Below are 17,455 nucleotides of genomic sequence, written 5' to 3'. Positions count from 1 at the left end.
TCCGGGGTAGCAAACCACACTCGCGCTTGCAGAATTAACATCCTGGCCTGTTATATTCGTCGTGAAATCGCGGTAACAGTATCGGCAGCGGGGAGTCCGACAGCCCATGGTTCAGTCGTCAACCAGCGCCGGTGAGCCGCTCTGGGCCGGGATCGATGTGGGTACGCAGAGCCTGCGCGTCGCCGTGGTGGATGGGGACGGCGGGCTGGTGGGGCAAGGGGCCGCCAAGCTGTCCAGCCACCGGGCGCCGGGGCGCATCCACGAGCAGGATCCGGCTTCCTGGTGGCGGGCGCTGGGCGCGGCCAGCCGGGCGGCTCTCGCGGGACTGCCGAGTGAGCGGCTGCGCGGTGTGGCGCTCTGCAGCACCTCGGGAACGGTGCTGCTCACCGATGGCGCGGGGGCGGCTCTCACGCCGGCGCTGATGTATGACGACGCCCGGGCCGAGGCCGAGGAGCGGCGAGCCGCCGAGGCCGGCGGGGAGCTGTGGGCGGCGCTGGGGCTGCCGATGCAGCGATCGTGGGCGCTGCCCAAAGCCTTGTGGCTGCTGGGGCAGGCCGACGCGGCGACGCGGCAGGCGGCCGAGCGCGGCGGGGTGCGGCTCGCGCACTCCGCCGACTATCTCGCGGGGCGCCTGGTGGGTGCGCCGGTGGCGACCGATTTCAGTCACGCTCTCAAGACGGGATACGACCTGAGCGCGCACCGCTGGCCGACCGAGGTGCTCGACCGGCTGGCGGTGCCGCTGTCGATGCTCCCGGACGTGGTGCGTCCGGGCAGCGCCCTCGGCGAGGTGAGCCCGCGGGCGGCCGCGGAGACCGGCTTCCCGGCCGGCACCCCGGTGCTCGCCGGCATGACCGACGGCTGTGCGGCGCAGGTGGCGGCGGGCGCGCTGAGCCCGGGCGACTGGAATTCGGTGCTCGGCACCACGCTGGTGCTCAAGGGCGTCACCACCGAGCGGCTCAGCGACCCGGGCGGCGCGGTCTATTCGCACCGGCATCCGGACGGCGGCTGGCTGCCGGGCGGCGCGTCCAATGTGGGGGCCGGCTCGATCCCGGCGGAGTTCCGGGACGATCCGTCGGCGTTCGATGCGGCGGCCGAGGCGTTCGAGCCGGCCGGGGCGGTCGCCTACCCGCTGGTGTCGCGGGGTGAGCGGTTCCCGTTCGTGCGGCCGGACGCCCAGGGGTTCCTGCTCGGCCGCCCGCGGTCCCGCGCCGACCGCTACGCGGCCGTCCTGCAGGGGGTCGCGTTCGTCGAGAGGCTTTGTTACGCGTACGTGGAGACGCTGGGCGCCAAGATCGACGGGCGGGTGATGGTGACCGGCGGGGGCAGCCGCAGCGCGTACTGGACGCAGCTGCGCGCCGACGTGCTGGGCCGGCCGCTGCACCGGCCGGCGCAGGCCGAGCCCGCGTTCGGCATGGCCGTGCTGGCCGCGGCCGGCAACGGTTCGCTGACCATCACCGCCCGGCGCATGGTGCGGCTGGCCGGCGTGGTCGAGCCCCGGGCCGAGGCCGCGGAGCGTTTCGCAGAGCCCTATGCGAAGTTCCTGGGCGAGCTCGCCCTGCTGGGTTACATCGACGAGCGGCTGGCACGGTGTGCGGCATGACGATCGTCCATCTGGCCCGGCACGGGCAGACGCCGTGGCACCGGCCCAACCGGTACACGGGCAGCTCCGACATCGGCCTCGACGAGACCGGCGAGCGGCAGGCCGGGGAGCTGGCCGACTGGGCCGGCCGGGCCGGGCTGACGGCGCTGGCCTGCTCCGACCTGATCCGCGCGGTGCGTACCGCGGCGCCTGCGGCGGACCGCACGGGACTCACCCCGATCGTCGACAAGCGGCTGCGCGAGCTCGACTTCGGCTCGGCCGAGGGCCGCCTGCTGTCCGAGATGCCGCCAGACGTGACGGAGCGCTTCGTCGCCGACCCGGCGGAGAACCATTTCCCGGGCGGGGAGCACCCGCGGGAGGCTGTCGAGCGGGCATTGGCCGCTCTCGGTGCGCTCACGGAGGCGTACGCGGGAGGAAAGATCTTGATCGTCGCCCACAGCACCCTGATCCGCCTGGTCGTGTGTGCGGTGCTGGGGATCCCGCTCGGGGAGTACCGCCGGAAGCTGCCGGGGCTGAGCCCGGCCTCGCGCACCGATCTGCGATTCGAGAACGGGTCGGCCGCGCTGCTGGCCTACAACGTGGGCATCACTCCAGGATGTGCGGCATGACGACCCCGTCCGCCGAGCGCAGCCGGCCAGCCCAGCGCCAGACCGAGATCGCCGAGTTCGTGGTGAGCCACGGATCGGTCTCCGCCACCGACCTCGCCGAGCAGTTCGGCGTGAGCCTCATGACGATCCACCGCGACCTCGACGAGCTGGAACGCCAGGGCGTCGTGCGCAAGCACCGCGGCGGGGTCAGCGCGCAGCCGTCGAGCGTGTTCGAGAGCAACGTCTCCTACCGCCTGCAGGCCGCGCTGGCCGAGAAGCAGGCGCTCGCCCGGCGGGCCCGCGAGCTGATCGAGCCGGGCATGGCGGTGATGGTCGACGACTCCACCTCGACGCTGGAGCTGGCCCGGCTGCTCGAAGACATCACCCCGCTGACCGTGGTGACGAATTTCCTCGAGACCATCAAGCTGCTCGCCGGCCGCCCCGGGATCCGCCTGCTCGCCCTCGGCGGCGAGTACCACCCGACCCACGACAGCTTCCTCGGCGTGCCGTGCATCGAGGCGATCGAGGCGCTGCGGGTCGACCTGCTCTTCGCCTCGACATCGGCGATCGCGGACGGGTACGCGTACCACCAGGAGCAGGAGATCGTGCTGGTCAAGCGGGCGATGATGCGGGCCGCGCAGCGGTCGGTGCTGATGGTCGACCACACCAAGCTGGGCCGGGCGGCGCTGCACCGGCTCGCCCCGCTGCGCGACTTCGAGCTCGTGCTCACCGACGCCCAGGCCAGCAAGGAGTCGCTCGCCGAGATGCGCGAGCACGGGATACGCCACGAGGTGATTACATGATCATCGGGCTGGACGCGGGCACCACCGTCATCAAGGCCGTCGCGTTCGACGACGACGGCGTCCCGATCGCCCGCGCGGCCGAGCGGGCCCGGCTGGAGCGGACCGGCCCCGGCCGCTACGAGCAGGACCCCGACGAGGTGTTCGCGGCCGCCCGGACCGTCCTCGAGCGGCTGTCCGAGCACGGCCCGGTGGACGCGATCGGGGTGACCGGGCAGGGCGACGGCGTGTGGTTGTCCGACAGTTCCGGCCGGCCGGTGCGGCCCGCCGTCTCCTGGCTGGACGCGCGGGCCGGCGACATCCTGACCCGCTGGGAGTCCGACGGCGTTCTCGAGGCGCTGTTCCGGCGTACCGGATCATTGCTCTTTCCCGGCGCCGCGGCGCCGATCCTCGCCGCTCTCGCCGACGAAGAGCCGGCCGCGCTCGCGGCCGCCACCACCGCCGGCTACTGCAAGGACATGGTGGTGCAGCGGCTCACCGGCCTGCGCGCCACCGACCCCTCGGACGCGTCGGTGCCGTTCCTCGACCCGCGCACCGGCGACTACGCCGACGACCTCCTCGAGATGTGCGGCCTGGCCGACCATCGGCGGCTGCTGGCCCCCGTGCGACGTCCGCCGATGGCGTCGCGCGCCGATGGCACGCCCGTGGTGGCCGCGCCCTACGACCTGCCCGCGTGCGCGTGGGGCGGCGGGGTGACCGAGGTCGGCGACGGCCTGCTCATCGTCGGCACCACGCTCGCCTGCCAGGTGCTCGCCGACAAGGTGGACACCAGCGGCGAGCCGTGCGGCCTGACGCTGGCCACCTGGACCGAGGGCCGCTGGCTGCGGGCCATGCCGGCGATGGTCGGCGCCGCCGCGCTCGACTGGGTGCTCGCGCTGGTCGGCGCGGGCGTCGGCGACGTTCCGGAGCTGCTCGCGGCGAGCCCGTCCGGGGCGAACGGGGTGACCGCGCTGCCGTTCTTCGCCGAGGCCGGCGAGCGTGCCCCGTTCGTCGCGCCGCACGCGCGGGCCCGGCTCGACGGCCTGCACGTCGGGGTGGATCGGGCCGATGTGGTGCGGGCGGTGGCCGAGGGGATCGCGTACGCGGCGCGGCACTGCCTCTCCGCGGCCGGCCTGTCCGGTGAGCTGGTCGTGTGCGGTGGCGGCGCGGCCAGCCGGCCGTGGCTGCAGATCTTCGCGGACGTGCTGGGCCGCCCGCTGCGCGCCCTCCCCGGCGACGAGGTGGGCGCCCGGGGCGCGGCCCTCGCCGCCGGCCAGGCCATCGGGCGGCCCGGGTGGCCCGCGCCGGCCGGGGTGCTCGTCGAGCCCGGCCCCGACGCGGCCCGCTACGCCGACGGATACGAGCGCTACCTGCGGGCGGTGTCGCACGCACGGGACTGGTGGAGGGAAGACAAAGCATGAGGATCCTCGTCGCGGGCGACCACTTCGTCACGCCCGGGCTGGTGGAGGCCGCGCTGCGGGCTCGGCTCGGTGATGAGCTTGTCGTCACCACGCTCACCTCGGCCTGGCCGTACCAGCCGTTCGGGAAGATCGGCGAGGTCGACGAGGCGTGCGGCGACGAGGACGAGCTGATCGCGGCCCTGGCCGGCGTCGAGGTCGCGGTCACCCAGATGGCGCCGTTCACGGCCCGGGTGCTGGAGGCCGCCGACGCGCTGCGCCTGATCGTGTGCACCCGCGGCGGCCCGGTCAACGTCAATGTGGCGGCGGCCGCCGAGCGCGGCATCGAGGTGCGCTCGACGCCGGGCCGCAACGCGCCGGCCGCGGCCGAGCACACTCTCGCGCTGATGCTGGCCGCCCTGCGCCGCATCCCCGACGTGCACCCCACGGTGCGGGGCGGCGAGTGGCGCAGCGACCTGTACGCCCTGGACGCCGCGGGTCGTGAGCTCTCCGGCGCGACCGTGGGCCTGGTCGGCTACGGCGCGATCGGGGCGCGGGTGGCTCGGATCCTGGCCGCCTTCGACGCGTCGGTGGTCGTCTACGACCCCTATGCGGCGGGCGTCGACACGGTGTCCACACTGGACGAACTGCTTTCCCGGGCCGACGTGGTGAGCCTGCACGCCCGCCTCACGGCCGAGACCCATCACATGATCGACGCGGCGGCGCTGGGCCGGATGCCGCGCGGCGCGGTTCTGGTGAACACGGCGCGCGGCGGGCTGGTCGACTACGACGCCGTGGTCGACGCCCTCGAATCGGGACAGTTGGGGGCCGCCGCCTTCGACGTGTTCGAGGCAGAGCCGATCCCGGCCGGCAGCCGCATCCTGACGGCGCGCAACGTCGTGCTGACCCCGCACCTGGCGGGCGCGACGGTGCAGACCGCCGAGCGGGCCGCCACGATGGCAGCCGAGGCCGTGGCCGACTACGGTCTGCGGGTTCGGTCTTGTCCACCCGATCGGTCGTAGCCGCTCCGCACGTTGATCGTGCATGGTCCAGATATGTCGACCGCCACCCGTGTCGTCTCCGTCTACAACCTCACCCCTCAACTCGCGCCCCCCGGCGACGGAAAGTCGATCGGGAGCATCATCGACATCGGTACGCGTCAACGATTCGTCGAGCAGGCGGCGCATCTCCTCCCGAGCGTCGTTTCGACCCAGCGCATCGCACCCGATGAATACTGCGGTCAACTGGGCGCCCTGTTCTCCGAGGTGCTCCTGATCGTGCTCCAGACGGTCCGCGGAGACACGCTGATCCTGATCGAGGCGACGGCGGCCCCCTCGACCAGCACCGCACAGCTGCGCGACTACCTGACCTTCATGGATGCGTCCCGGGATCACATCACCATCGGGGACCAGCGACTGACCGAGCGGATCGCGGACGTGCTGGACGTCCCTTCGTCCGCGTCGATCTCGGTCGGCTACTTTCACGAGCTGGTCTTCGCCGGGGGCGCGCTGGCCGACGAGATCCTCGCGCAGCCCACGCTCGCCACCGCCACCCTGGTCGTCGACCGCGAGCTGCGCGGGCCGGCGAACCATCCCTCGATCTTCGACACCCGCACGCCGGAGGTGCTGAACCTCCCCGGCGAGGCGGTGACCGTGCACAGCCGGCGGGTCACCGTCACCGCGGGCTGGGACCGCAGCGTCCAGGACGCGCTCACCCTGGTGGTCCTGATGGTCATCGGCGCGTTCGGCGTCATGCGCCGATCCCGTGACCGCGCCTTTCGTGCCCTCAAGTTCCAGGCCGCCGCGGACACGCCGTCGATCGCCGAGGCCCGGAGTGTCCTTGCTCGCCTGGCCGAAGAGCTCAGCGAGGTGCAACTCGACCTGAGCTTCGGCGTCGAGGCCTACATCGACAGCGTGCTGCTCCCGGGTGGGCGCATGCAGGGATACCGCCACTCGCTGCATGACGTCGTCGGTATCGACGCTGCCCTGGTCAACACCACCCGCATGGTCGACCGCCTCGTCACGGTCATCCAGGCGCGCAGCGCCGTCCTGGACGCGGCCGAGCAGGAGGCTCGCGAGCGGCGCGATCGCATCCTTTCCGTGTTGCTGGGAGTCGGCTCGACCATCGCCGTCCCGGCCACGCTGCTGCTGGCGTTCTTCAGCGTCAACAGCAGCGATGTCGATGACCAGGCCTCGATCCTGGATCTGAGCCGGTACTGGCCCGCCTACGCGCTCGCCTGGATACCGTTCTTGACCCTGTTGACCGTGGCGATGTTTCTCCGCAACCGCGTACGAACGAGGATGCCGGCGCAAACTCCCTGGGTCACCACCGGAGGCGGACCGGGCCGAACAAGCCGGACACCTTCTGGCCGTGGAACACGAAATGGGTGGGGCTGACCGCGTCCAGGTACGGCGCCAGGGTGTTGTACACCAGCACCTCGAGCTCATTCGCACCCGGCCGCAGCGCGTCGCCAACCTCGAACGTGTACGGCGCGCAGACCCGCACCCCCAGCGACCGCCCGTTCAGGATGACTTCGGCGGTCCCGCGCACCCGGCCCAGGTCCACGATGGACGCCGCCGGAGCCTGAAAACGCTGCCGGTAGCGGACACCCCCGCTGTACTCGGGCAGCCCCACCTCCTGCCAGTCACCCAGCGCGATCGTGCCGGCGCCCACCTCGAAGGTGACCGGCCCGGCCAGGATCGCGCCGTGCGAGAAGCCGGGCCGGGTCACCACCCGCAGCGTGCACTCGCGCGGCCCACCCGAGCCGTCCAGGTCGACGGTGAGAGCGACCGGGTCGCCGGCGCCCTTGGCCAGCTCGACGCCGTCCACGTGCACGACCACCTCGCCGTACGCCGACAGGGTCAGCGAGGTGGCGCCGGGCGGGACCACGAACGAGAGCCACTGCACCGCCGCCTGTTCGGGATCGGCCAGCACCACCGGCAGCACGGTGCCGTCGGCCGGGCTGTCCTCCAGCCAGGCGGTCCCCGGCAACGGGTGCGGGCGGCGCGGCAGGTGCAGGGCGGCCGGGTCGCCGTACTGGCGGCGGCGCACGATCGTCGGCACGGGATGGCCGTCGCGGGTGGCCGTCCATTGCCCGTCGCTGCGAGCCGCGCCGTCGACGAGGATGGCGCCCTCGCCCAGCTCCACCGACAGCGTCCCGGCCGGGACCTGGTAGCGGCGGACCCGGGGCGTCTCCTGCTCGGCGTACGGCTCGAAGCCGCCCTGCCGGCCGATCTCGACGCCGTCGACCCGCACCACGCACCGGTCGCGGGCGGCCACCTGGATGGTTCCCGCCGCGGTCGGCGCCTCGAAGACGACCCGGTTGCCCTTGCCCCCGGCCGCGATCCACTCCGGCCGGGCGAAGCGCTCGACGTCGCCGACCACCGCCACGTACGCCCGCAGGTCGAGATCCTCGTCCGGGGTCAGCACCAGGTCCAGCGCATGCCGCCCGGCGGTCAGGCGCACCGGCGCGAACGCCAGATAGCCGTTGTCGTCGAAGGCGAGCGGCGATCCGTCGAGCGTGCCCTTCTTGGCGGCCGCGGCGCCCACCGCAAGCCATCCCTCGGTGCCGGCCGCGACGATGAGGTCGGTGCGCAGCCGGGCGGGCCGGCGACGAGGAACAAACCCGAGCGCCAGGAACTCCTCGGGCACATGTCCCTTGGGGCCTAACGTCTCCCGGTGGATCGGATCCTTGCGGATGCCGCGCGAGGTGGAGTAGCTCAGCCCGGAAGCATGGGGGCCGAAAGTGGCGTAAGCCGGCGCCCATTCCTCCTCAAAGCGATGCCGCATCTCCCAGCGCTCCACCGGCACCGGCGCCCCGGCCGGCCGGGCGAAGTCGCCCCAGGTGTTGTCCAATGTGGGCACCAGCTCCATCGCCCATTCCCCGTCGAGCTCCTGCGCAGCCGTGAGCGGCTTTTCAAAAAGCGGGACCGAGACCGGCGGAAAGACCAACAGCGCCGCCGGCCCACGATCGAAGGGCACCCGCACGTCGACCGCATCGCCGACCTGAGTGCACGGCAAGGCTTGCTGCCGCCCACTGAAGGGATCGACCAGCACCGCGTACGGGGAGACGCCCCGAACCCGCACCGGCATGTCGGAATGGTAGCGCCCCGGATCGAACGAGTACGAAGCGTCGAGCCACCCCAGCGAGATCCCACGCTCCTCCGGCGCCCCCACCGAGACGTCGCTGGCACGCGGCGCGGCCGCCGGCAGGAACACCACCCGCGTGCCGTCCACGTCCCGCACCAGCGAGGGCACCGGCGCCTCCACCGGCGGCGGCACGGCGGCCAGCACCGCGCCCAGGTCCTCGGCGCTGCGCAGCAGATGAGCCCGTCCCGCCTCGAAATGGCCCCGAAGCTGAGCCGGCGCCACCCCGACCGCGATCAGCAGCCCGCCCGCGGTCACGAAAGCGTCGAGCCGCTCGGCCACCCGCGCGTCGAGAACCGTGCAAGCGGGCAGCACCACCACCCGGTACGCCTCGTCGGCCACCCGGACCACCGCGTCGGTGACGGAGGCACGCGCGAGGGAGTCGTCGTCGATGACGTCGGCCTCGCGCCGCAGCCGGTCGAGCACCCCCGGCACGGTGCGGAACCAGGTCATGTCCCCGACGAGCTCCTGATAGACCCGCTGGGCCTCGCGCGCGGCGGCGCCGGTCGCCGCCTCCGCCCCGCCCAGCACCGGAACCCCGGTCGCGGACTGCACGGTCGTCGTCGGCATCAGCACCGCCACGTCGCACACGTGCCGTCCCCGCGACAGCGTCTCGCACAGCCGCGCCACCGCCTGGGCGAAGACGGCGTGGTGCGCCCAGTACGGCTGCCGCCAGTCGGTGGCCGGCGGCGCCCACTCCCACCACCCGCCCTTGGTCGAGTAGTAGGTGGCGTGCGGGTCGTAGAGCGTGGCGCCCGCCCGCAGGAAGGGCAGCAGCCAGTCGTACGTCTCCTCCAGCGTGCCGCCCCACCCGCTGGAGTGGAACGCCTCCAGCCAGACCCGCGGATGCCCGTACAGGTGGGCCAGCGACGAGTGCAGCCGCATGTCCCCGTGGTGGTCGGCGCCGGGCGCGCTGAACCAGCGGTGGGTGCGGGCGTAGTCGGCGTACAGCCGCACGCCGCCCGCCGGATCGCCGTTGCGTGCCGGGTCCTGCTGGTCGCAGCCGGAGAGCAGCCCATGCTTCTCGTGGAACGAAGCGTGCGGGCGGAAGAAGGCCTCCTCGGCCAACTCGGCCCGGGTCAGGTGATAGTCGCGCCGGACGGCGTCACCGGCCGGGTTGTCGACGTCGTCCAGCAGATGGGGAGAAAGCGCATAGCCGCGCCGCCTCTCGAATTCGAAAAGGAACGACGACGACCACGTCGGAATGGCCGGCAACTCGTCCTGGAACGACCCGACGATCACGTTCCCCAGCAGACGCCCCACCCGCCGCTCGAACTCGCCGTGGACGGCGTCGAGCAGCGCGGCACACGCATCGACCGACAGGTAGTCGAAGCCGCTCGTGGTCACGCTGCCGTCGGGCATCAGCCACTGCCCGGCGAACGACGGGTTCTGCTCCACGAGGCGGGCCGGCAGGTCGGCCCCGGAGAACCCGATCTGGTCGTAGAACCAGATCGAGATGCCGAGCTCGGCCGCGCACGCGCAGACGTACTCGAAAACGCCCCACCAGTCGTCGGAGAAGAACGCCGGCGAATCCGGGTCGCTGCCGAACAGCGGCCCCGACGCGGCCAGGTTGATGACGACGAGGTTGTGCACACCGCCCTCGCGATAGCGCACCATCTGCCACCGCAGCCGGTCGCGGTCCAGAGGCTCGCCGCTCCACCACCACAGGGCCGCCGGGGAGAACGACGAGTTCATCCCTTGAGCCCGCTCGCGAAGCCCTTGATGACGTACCGCTGCAGCACCAGGAAGATCACCAGGATCGGGATGGCGCCGAGCACCAGCCCGGCGAAGACGAGGCCGTAGTCGGAGACGTACTGGCCGACGAAGGCGAAGATGCGCACCGGCACCGTCTCATGGTCGGAGCCGGCCAGGTAGAGCAACGGCGTGAAGAAGTCGTTCCAGATGAAGACCGCGTTCAGGATCAGCACGGTTCCGGTGATCGGGCGCAACAGCGGAAAGACGATCCTGGTGTACGCCTGCCAGTGCGATGCGCCGTCGACGAGCGCGGCCGACGCGTACTCCGCCGGCAGCGCCCGGATGAAGCCGGTGTAGAGAAAGATCGTGAACGGCAGCTGGATCCCGGTGTAGAACAGGATGATCGACTGATAGCTGCCGATCAGGTCGAGCCGGGAAAACAAGTTGTACAGCGGGATCATGCCGAGCTGGAACGGCAGCACGATGCCGAGCAGGAACAGCACGTACATCCCGTACCCGAGCCGGGTGTTGGTGCGGGCCAGGAAGTAGGCCGCGCACGAGCCGATGGCGATCAGCAGCACCAGGCTGACGACGGTGACCACGGTGCTGCTCAGCAGCGCGCCCCCGAGGGACGCGGACGACCACGCCTCGGAGTAGTTGCTCAGCGTGGGCGGACTGGGCAGGCCGAGCGGGCTGCTCGAGATCTGGCCGGCGTCCTTGAGCGAGAGCGTGATGAGCGCGTAGACGGGGAAGAGGAACGCCACGCCGACCGCCACCATGAGCAGTTCGAGCGCGAAGGTCCGCGGACGGTACCGGTTCACGTCTGGTCCTCCCGGGCGCGCAGGTAACGGATCTGTACGAGCGACACGGCCGCCACGAACAGGGCCAGCACGAGCGCCACGGCGGTGCTGTAGCCGAACCGCCCGAAGACGAACGCCTGTTTGTAGAGCACCGTCGACAGGGTCTCGGTCGCGTACCCGGGGCCGCCGTTGGTCGCCGCGAAGATCTGGTCGAACAGCTTGAGCCCACCGATGGTGGAGAGCATCAGGTTGATGGTGGTGGCCGGGGCGAGCAGCGGCCAGGTGACGTACCGGAAGCGGCTGAACCGGCCGGCGCCGTCGATGGTGGCCGCCTCGTGCAGGTCGGCGGGCACGCCCTCGAGCCCGGCCAGGAAGATCACCATGGAGTACCCGGCGCACTGCCAGACCACCATGGCGGCCACCGACCACAGCGCCAGCGACGGGTTGCCGAGCCAGTCCTGCCGCAGCGAGTCCAGCCCGACCGCGCCGAGCAGCCCGTTGAGGCCGGCGTCCGGCGCGGGGTTGTAGACGTACTTCCACAGGAACGCCACCATCACCGGGCTGACCACGACCGGCGCGAAGAAGACGGCGCGCAGCACGATCCGGCTCTTGATGCGGCTGTGCACGCCGAGCGCGAGCGCCAGGCCGATGCCGTTCTGCACCACCACGATCGCGATGGTGAGCAGCAGCGTGTTCTTCAGCGCGCCGAGCGCCTGCTCGTCGTGGAAGAGCGTGTCGAAGTTCTTCAGCCCGACGAACGACCAGTCGCCGAGGCCGGACCAGTCGGTGAACGCGTACACGATGCCGGAGATGCTGGGGTAGAGCACTATCGCCGCGTACACGATCAGCCCCGGCAGCACGAAGAGCCAGGGCGGGCCCAGACGGCTGGTCACTCTCCGGCGTGCCGGTCGCGCTTCCGGGGGAGCAGGAGCCTCATCCCGTACGGCGTCCGTGACGCTCGATGTGCTCACGTCATGCGTCCTTCTTGTAGACCTCGTCCATCTTCTTCAGGGCGTCCTCGACCGTCGTCTTCTTGCCGAGCAGCTCCTGGATGACCGAGAAGTGGGTGGGCTGGACCTCGGCGTTCGGCCAGCGCTGGCCGACCGGCGCGACCCGGCCCGCGTCCAGCAGCGGCAGGAACGACTCGAGGGCCGGGTCGAGCTTGGTGCTGGCGTCGCGCTTGAGCGGGATGGCCGCGACCGCGTCGCACCACTTGTTGAGGTTCTCCTGCTGCCCCAGGAACTCGATGAACTTGAGCGCCGCGTCCTTGTCCTTGCTCTTCTCGTGCACGCCCACCCCGACGTTGGCGCCGGCCCACATGTAGACCTGGTCGGCCGAGTCCGCGGTCGGGAACGGGAACATGGAGATGTCGTCCTTGTTCTTCGCCGCGTCCCGGAAGGCCGGCAGCAGCGGGGTGACCTGCACGGCCATGGCCGCCTGCCCGTTCGCCACCATCGAGGTGGACTGCTCGAGCGTGGTGCCGTTCGGATTGTCGTTGAAGAAGCCGCGGTCGCGCAGGTCCATGTACTGCGTCATCGACTGCTTCCAACCCGAGTCCAGGAACGTCGCCTTGCCGGCCAGCATCTGGTCGTCGAAGTCCGGGGCGTCCCGGTAGACGTTGGAGGCCACGAAGGCGTACGTGATGAGCTGGGTGACCCATGGCGTCTGCGCGCCGAGCGCGATCGGCACCTTGCCGGCCTTCTTCAGTTTCTCGCACGCGGTGATCAGCTCGTTGTAGGTCTTCGGAACCTCGACCCCAGCCGCCGCGAACACGCTCTTGTTGTAGATAGCGCCGATGCCGGCCACCCCGGAGGAGAACAGGTAGACCTTGCCGTCGTAGGAGAACGACGACTTGAGGTTGGCCGGGATGTTGGCGGCCCACGGCTGGCTGCTCAGGTCGGCGAGCAGCCCGGTCTTGGCGATGTCGGTGGTCGACATCGCGCTGCCGCTGCCCGGGTAGAGCACGTGGATGTCGGGGGCGTTGCCGCCGTTGAGCTGGGTGCGCAGCGAGGTCTGCACCTGGTCGGTCGGCGCGTAGGAGGTCTTGAAGGTGACCTTGGCGCCGCCGTCGGTGTACGCCTTGGTCAGCAGGTCGAGCGGCGCTTTCTCGTCGGCGACCCCGACCACCGTGAGCGAGGCCGGCCCGTCGCCGGACGACCCGTCGCCGCACGCGGAGAGCAGGCCCGCCGCGCCCGCGCCGGCCGCCAGCCCGCCGATCATCCGCAGGAACTGGGCCCGGCTGAGCCCGTCTGATATCGCTGCCATACGTTCCTCATCCCGGTCGCGATGTGATGTGTCTTGTTAAAACTACGGAAAATCTTGTTAGCGGGAGCGTATGAGTGCGAGATCAGCGTGTCAAGGACGAGAAATATGCTACTCAGAACCGTCAGCAAGGCGCTGCAATGCGGGCAAATCCGGCGCTACAACCCTGGTGATATCTACGCCCGGTGGTGTTAAATCGCTCCCGTGACACTCATCCCCAAGCACCGGCGGAAGGTCAGGATCGGGCTCGTGGCGGGCGGGCTCGGCACCTACTGGCCCCAGTTCCCGCACCTGCTTCCCCAGCTCCAGGAGTCCGCGCGGTACGTCTCCGAGCGGTTCCAGGAGATGGACGCCGAGGTCACCGACGTCGGCTTCATCTCGGACGCGCAGGAGGGCGCGGTCGCGGCCGAGAAGCTGCGGCAGGCCGACTGCGATCTGATCGTGTTGTTCCTGACCACGTACCTGACGTCGTCGATGGTGCTGCCGATCGCGCAGCGGGCGAACACGCCGGTGCTGGTCATCGATCTGCAGCCGACCGAGAAGATGGATCACGCCACCTTCGACACCGGCGCCTGGCTGGCCTACTGCGGGCAGTGCCCGGTGCCCGAGGTGGGCAACCTGTTCCGCCGCGCCGGGATCGAGTTCCGGTCGGTGACCGGCTGGCTGCGGCAGGAGTCGGCCTGGCGGCGGATCGCCCAGTGGACCACCGCCGCCCGCATCCGCGCCGCCCTGCGCACGGCCCGGCACGGGCTGATGGGTCACCTCTACCCCGGCATGCTCGACGTCTCCACCGACCTCACCCTGCTGCCGACCACGTTCGGCTCGCACGTCGAGGTGCTCGAGTTCGACGACCTGCGCGAGCGGGTGCTGGCGGTGACCGACGGCGAGGTCGCCGACCGGATGGAGCTGGCCCGCACGATCTTCACGCTGGACGAGTCGGTCAACGATGACGACTTCGCCTGGGGCGCCCAGGTCTCGGTCGGCCTCGACCGCCTCGCCGACGACTTCGACCTCGACAGCCTGGCCTACTACCACCGCGGCCTGAACGGCGAGCAACACGAGCGCCTCGGCGCCGGCATGATCCTCGGCGCGTCCCTGCTCACCGCCCGCGGCATCCCCGCCACCGGCGAGTACGAGCTGCGCACCACCGTCGCCCAGCTCGCGACCCAGGTGGCCGGGGCGGGTGGCTCGTTCTGCGAGATCCAAGCCCTGAACTTCGAGGACGACGTCGTCGAGATGGGCCACGACGGGCCGGCCCACCTGGCCGTCAGCGCGAAACAGCCACTGCTCCGCGGCCTCGGCGTCTACCACGGCAAACGCGGCTGGGGAGTCAGCGTCGAGTTCGACGTGCGGCCCGGCCCGGTCACGTTGCTCGGCCTCGGCCAGGACCGTGACGGCTCGCTGTCGTTCATCGCGGCCGAGGGCACCGTCGTGGACGGGCCGCTGCTCGCGATCGGCAACACCACCAGCCGCGTCGACTTCGGCCGCGACCCCGGCGAATGGGTCGACGACTGGAGCGCCTCCGGCGTCGGCCACCACTGGTCGCTCTCGCTCGACCACCGGGCCGCCGACTACAAGGCCGCCGCCAGCCTGCTAGGCATCGACTTCCGGCAGGTCTGACAGGAAGCCGGCCAGCAACCAGCGCAGCCCGCGCTCGAAGTTGTCGTCTTCCGGGCGGCCGGTCTCCAGCATCCGGGCCAGGTGCGGGTACTCCCCGCCCGCGACCAGCTGCGACAGGTACGGCTCGAGCAGCTCGCCCTGGCCGGTGCGGGCCTGCTCGTGCTCGCGGGACTCGCGGACGGCGAAACCGGTGCTGTAGTCGGCCACCGCGGTCAGCAGGCGCCACTTCCACGCGTCGTCGGCGTCCAGCCCGTCCAGTGCGGCGATCGACTCCTCGCTGTGGCGCAGCATGTTGGGGCCGACGTGGCCCAGCACCGAGCGGCGGGTGACCAGCTCGACCAGCCACGGGTGCCGCAGGGTCGTCGCGCGCTCGCGGCGGGCGATCGCGATCGTCGCCTCGCGCCAGTCGGCCGGCAGCTCGCCGGGCGGCAGCGTCTCGGTGGCGATCTCGTCGGCCATCAGGTCGAGCAGATCTTCCTTGCTGTCGATGTACGTATACAGGCTCATCGCGCGCGCGCTGAGATCGGCGGCCACGCGGCGGATCGACACCGCGTCGAGCCCCTCGGCGTCGGCGATCGCGACCGCGGCGCGGACGATCGCGTCGCGGCTCAGCGTGGTGCGCCGGCGGCTGTCCTCGCGCGCCCACACCGGAACCCGGCCCTGCTGCTCGCCCATCACGCTCACCATACACCGTACAAAAAATGATACGGCGTACGGCGAAGCGCTACGCTGTACGACATGGCCACGACGAAGTTCGACCCCGCCCTGCGGAACACGTCCGTGGTGGTCGCGCTCGGTGCGATCATGACGCTGATCGACTCCACGATCGTCAATGTCGCGGTGCACGTGCTCGGCCGGGACCTCGGCGCGCCGCTGGCGACGATCCAGTGGGTCCTCACCGGCTACCTGCTGGCCCTCGCGATGACCGTCCCGGTCACCGGCTGGGCGATCCTGCGCTACGGCGCCCAGCCGGTCTGGCTGACCGCCCTGTCTCTGTTCCTCGCCGGCTCGGTGCTGTGCGGCGCGGCGTGGTCGGCGGGCAGCCTCATCGCGTTCCGCGTGATCCAGGGCGTCGGCGGCGGCCTGCTCGTCCCGGCCGCGCAGACGATGCTCGCCCGCCAGGCCGGGCCGCAGCGGATGGCCCGCGCGATGGCCGTCGTCTCGATCCCGGCGATGCTGGCGCCCGCGCTGGGACCGGTCTTCGGTGGACTGCTGCTCGATCACCTGTCCTGGCGCTGGATGTTCCTGATCAATGTGCCGATCTGCGCGGTGGCGCTGCTGGCCGCCGTACGATTGCTGCCGCCCGAAACCGGTGAGCGTGAGCGGACCGACCTGGATCTCCTCGGCCTCGCCCTGCTCTCCCCCGCGGTGGCCCTGCTGATCTACGGCCGCGTCGAAGGCGTTGTCCTGCTCGCGGCGTTCGTCGTGCACGCGCTGCGCCGGCGCGAGCGCGCCCTGATCGACCTGCGGCTGTTCACCGACCGGCCGCTGACGACCGCGGTGGTCGTGCTGTTCTGCTACTCGCTCGCGATGTCCGGCGTGCTGCTGCTCATCCCGCTGTACGCGCAGGTCGTGGGCGGGCGCGACGTGCTGGGCGCGGGGCTGCTGGTGGCGCCGCTGGGCGCGGGGGCGATCGTCACGATGGCCCTGGCCGGGCGTCTCGCCGACCGGTTCGGCTCGCGGCGGCCGGCCGTCGCCGGCATCGCGCTCGTGCTGGCCGGGATGCTGCCGTGGACCCGGGTGGACGCCGGCACGGGGTGGCCGGTGCTGGTCGCGGCCGCCTTCGTGATGGGCCTCGGCCACGGCGCCGTCACGCCGGCGGTGCTGGCCAGCGCCTACCCGTCGCTGCCGAAGCCGGCGATCCCGCACGCCACCGTCGCGTCGACCATCCTGATCCGCATCGGTTCCACCCTCGGCGCCGCGCTCCTCGCCACCGTCCTGCAGTCGTCGCTGCGCCGCGTCGTGCCGGCGACGGCGTTCGCGCACAGTTTCGGGTGGGCGCTCGGCATCACCGCCGTCGCGCTGCTGCCGGCCCTGTTCATCCGCGAGCCTCGTAAAGGCGCATGAAGACCGCGTAGGCCTCGTCGACCTCTTCCTTGGGCGCGCCGGCCAGCAGGTCCAGCAGCAGGCCCCGGGTCACCGCCACGCCGAGGCGCAGGGCGGCCCGGTCGGGCTCCACACCCAGCCTCCCGGCCACCGCCGCCGCCTCGTCCAGCCAGGGGGAAGTGAGCGAGTCGCCGCGGCTCGTCAACGCGAAGACCTCGAAGAACAGGCGCACGAAGGGGCGCACCTCGGGGCTGGAGACCCGCTCCCACAGCGAGGCCATGACCTCGTGCGGATCGTCGCCGGTCATGGCCGCCCGCTGCTGGGCCTCCATCGCCTCGACGATCGCCCGGAGCAGGCCCTCGCGGGACCCGAAGTGGTAAATCAGCATGCGGTGGCTGGTGCCGGCGCTCGCGGCGATCTCGCGGAGGCTGCGGTCGGCGAGGCCGTCCTTCGCGGCGGCTTCCATGACCTTGGCCAGCAGGGCTTCGCGGGATTCAGAGGGCATGTACCAAATGGTACAGTC

14 protein-coding genes are annotated in these 17,455 nt (G+C 71.5%); 8 read left to right on the top strand and 6 right to left on the bottom strand.

The features are described 5' to 3' along the window. The first annotated feature begins 106 nt into the window (after positions 1-106). From ACQPZX_RS06045 to ACQPZX_RS06020, 6 genes are read left to right on the top strand one after another with little or no spacing between them, the layout of a single operon-like run. Positions 107-1,600: an FGGY-family carbohydrate kinase gene (locus ACQPZX_RS06045; RefSeq protein WP_433375497.1), complete on the top strand. Its 1,494-nt coding sequence runs from the start codon at positions 107-109 to the stop codon at positions 1,598-1,600. Then, entirely contained in the window at positions 1,597-2,208 is a 612-nt protein-coding gene (locus ACQPZX_RS06040) for a histidine phosphatase family protein (protein WP_433375495.1), read from the top strand. The genes ACQPZX_RS06045 and ACQPZX_RS06040 overlap by 4 nt, the downstream gene beginning before the upstream one ends. Further along, positions 2,205-2,990 (top strand): DeoR/GlpR family DNA-binding transcription regulator, encoded by a 786-nt coding sequence (locus ACQPZX_RS06035; RefSeq protein WP_433375492.1) that lies wholly within the window; start codon positions 2,205-2,207, stop codon positions 2,988-2,990. Before ACQPZX_RS06040 ends, ACQPZX_RS06035 begins: the two co-directional genes overlap by 4 nt. Further along, complete coding sequence (locus tag ACQPZX_RS06030) at positions 2,987-4,387, top strand: FGGY family carbohydrate kinase (protein ID WP_433375489.1); 1,401 nt, start codon at positions 2,987-2,989, stop codon at positions 4,385-4,387. Before ACQPZX_RS06035 ends, ACQPZX_RS06030 begins: the two co-directional genes overlap by 4 nt. Next, positions 4,384-5,385: a 2-hydroxyacid dehydrogenase gene (locus ACQPZX_RS06025; RefSeq protein ID WP_433375487.1), complete on the top strand. Its 1,002-nt coding sequence runs from the start codon at positions 4,384-4,386 to the stop codon at positions 5,383-5,385. The genes ACQPZX_RS06030 and ACQPZX_RS06025 overlap by 4 nt, the downstream gene beginning before the upstream one ends. A 33-nt stretch (positions 5,386-5,418) precedes the next feature. Beyond that, complete coding sequence (locus ACQPZX_RS06020; RefSeq protein WP_433375484.1) at positions 5,419-6,759, top strand: hypothetical protein; 1,341 nt, start codon at positions 5,419-5,421, stop codon at positions 6,757-6,759. Here the strand turns inward: ACQPZX_RS06020 and ACQPZX_RS06015 are convergent. The 4 genes from ACQPZX_RS06015 to ACQPZX_RS06000 form a co-directional block, all read right to left on the bottom strand. Beyond that, positions 6,686-10,204: a hypothetical protein gene (locus tag ACQPZX_RS06015; RefSeq protein ID WP_433375481.1), complete on the bottom strand. Its 3,519-nt coding sequence runs from the start codon at positions 10,202-10,204 to the stop codon at positions 6,686-6,688. The genes ACQPZX_RS06020 and ACQPZX_RS06015 overlap by 74 nt on opposite strands. Continuing rightward, positions 10,201-11,025, bottom strand: a complete 825-nt coding sequence (locus tag ACQPZX_RS06010) for a carbohydrate ABC transporter permease (RefSeq protein ID WP_433375478.1) — start codon at positions 11,023-11,025, stop codon at positions 10,201-10,203. Before ACQPZX_RS06010 ends, ACQPZX_RS06015 begins: the two co-directional genes overlap by 4 nt. Continuing rightward, a complete protein-coding gene (locus ACQPZX_RS06005; RefSeq protein ID WP_433375475.1) occupies positions 11,022-11,897 on the bottom strand; it encodes a carbohydrate ABC transporter permease in 876 nt (291 codons plus the stop codon). Before ACQPZX_RS06005 ends, ACQPZX_RS06010 begins: the two co-directional genes overlap by 4 nt. 79 nt (positions 11,898-11,976) lie before the next feature. After that, on the bottom strand, positions 11,977-13,269 hold the full coding sequence (locus ACQPZX_RS06000; protein WP_433375472.1) for an ABC transporter substrate-binding protein: 1,293 nt from the start codon (positions 13,267-13,269) through the stop codon (positions 11,977-11,979). Positions 13,270-13,470: 201 nt separating this feature from the next. Here ACQPZX_RS06000 and ACQPZX_RS05995 point away from each other — a divergent pair, with 201 nt between their 5' ends. Next, complete coding sequence (locus ACQPZX_RS05995; protein WP_433375469.1) at positions 13,471-14,886, top strand: arabinose isomerase; 1,416 nt, start codon at positions 13,471-13,473, stop codon at positions 14,884-14,886. Here ACQPZX_RS05995 and ACQPZX_RS05990 read toward each other — a convergent pair. Next, entirely contained in the window at positions 14,860-15,561 is a 702-nt protein-coding gene (locus ACQPZX_RS05990; RefSeq protein WP_433375466.1) for a TetR/AcrR family transcriptional regulator C-terminal domain-containing protein, read from the bottom strand. The two genes, ACQPZX_RS05995 and ACQPZX_RS05990, sit on opposite strands and share 27 nt — an antisense overlap. A 63-nt stretch (positions 15,562-15,624) precedes the next feature. On the opposite strand from ACQPZX_RS05990, the gene ACQPZX_RS05985 reads away from it, so the two are divergent. Next, on the top strand, positions 15,625-16,953 hold the full coding sequence (locus ACQPZX_RS05985) for an MDR family MFS transporter (RefSeq protein ID WP_433375463.1): 1,329 nt from the start codon (positions 15,625-15,627) through the stop codon (positions 16,951-16,953). Here ACQPZX_RS05985 and ACQPZX_RS05980 read toward each other — a convergent pair. Further along, positions 16,925-17,437 (bottom strand): TetR/AcrR family transcriptional regulator, encoded by a 513-nt coding sequence (locus ACQPZX_RS05980; RefSeq protein WP_433375460.1) that lies wholly within the window; start codon positions 17,435-17,437, stop codon positions 16,925-16,927. The genes ACQPZX_RS05985 and ACQPZX_RS05980 overlap by 29 nt on opposite strands. Between the last annotated feature and the right edge of the window lie 18 nt (positions 17,438-17,455).

It is taken from the genome of Actinoplanes sp. CA-142083, assembly GCF_050942195.1.
Taxonomy (GTDB): Bacteria; Actinomycetota; Actinomycetes; order Mycobacteriales; family Micromonosporaceae; genus Actinoplanes.
This window is presented reverse-complemented; position numbering and strand designations above follow the sequence as displayed.

Excerpts from the sequence above, each read along its gene's own strand:
- ACQPZX_RS06030 (WP_433375489.1), top strand. The coding sequence starts at position 2,987 with ATGATCATCGGGCTGGACGCGGGCACCACCGTCATCAAGGCCGTCGCG.
- ACQPZX_RS06025 (WP_433375487.1), top strand. The coding sequence starts at position 4,384 with ATGAGGATCCTCGTCGCGGGCGACCACTTCGTCACGCCCGGGCTGGTG.
- ACQPZX_RS06040 (WP_433375495.1), top strand. The coding sequence starts at position 1,597 with ATGACGATCGTCCATCTGGCCCGGCACGGGCAGACGCCGTGGCACCGG.
- ACQPZX_RS06035 (WP_433375492.1), top strand. The coding sequence starts at position 2,205 with ATGACGACCCCGTCCGCCGAGCGCAGCCGGCCAGCCCAGCGCCAGACC.
- ACQPZX_RS06020 (WP_433375484.1), top strand. The coding sequence starts at position 5,419 with ATGTCGACCGCCACCCGTGTCGTCTCCGTCTACAACCTCACCCCTCAA.
- ACQPZX_RS06000 (WP_433375472.1), bottom strand. The coding sequence starts at position 13,269 with ATGGCAGCGATATCAGACGGGCTCAGCCGGGCCCAGTTCCTGCGGATG.
- ACQPZX_RS05990 (WP_433375466.1), bottom strand. The coding sequence starts at position 15,561 with ATGGGCGAGCAGCAGGGCCGGGTTCCGGTGTGGGCGCGCGAGGACAGC.
- ACQPZX_RS05985 (WP_433375463.1), top strand. The coding sequence starts at position 15,625 with ATGGCCACGACGAAGTTCGACCCCGCCCTGCGGAACACGTCCGTGGTG.
- ACQPZX_RS06015 (WP_433375481.1), bottom strand. The coding sequence starts at position 10,204 with ATGAACTCGTCGTTCTCCCCGGCGGCCCTGTGGTGGTGGAGCGGCGAG.
- ACQPZX_RS05980 (WP_433375460.1), bottom strand. The coding sequence starts at position 17,437 with ATGCCCTCTGAATCCCGCGAAGCCCTGCTGGCCAAGGTCATGGAAGCC.
- ACQPZX_RS06045 (WP_433375497.1), top strand. The coding sequence starts at position 107 with ATGGTTCAGTCGTCAACCAGCGCCGGTGAGCCGCTCTGGGCCGGGATC.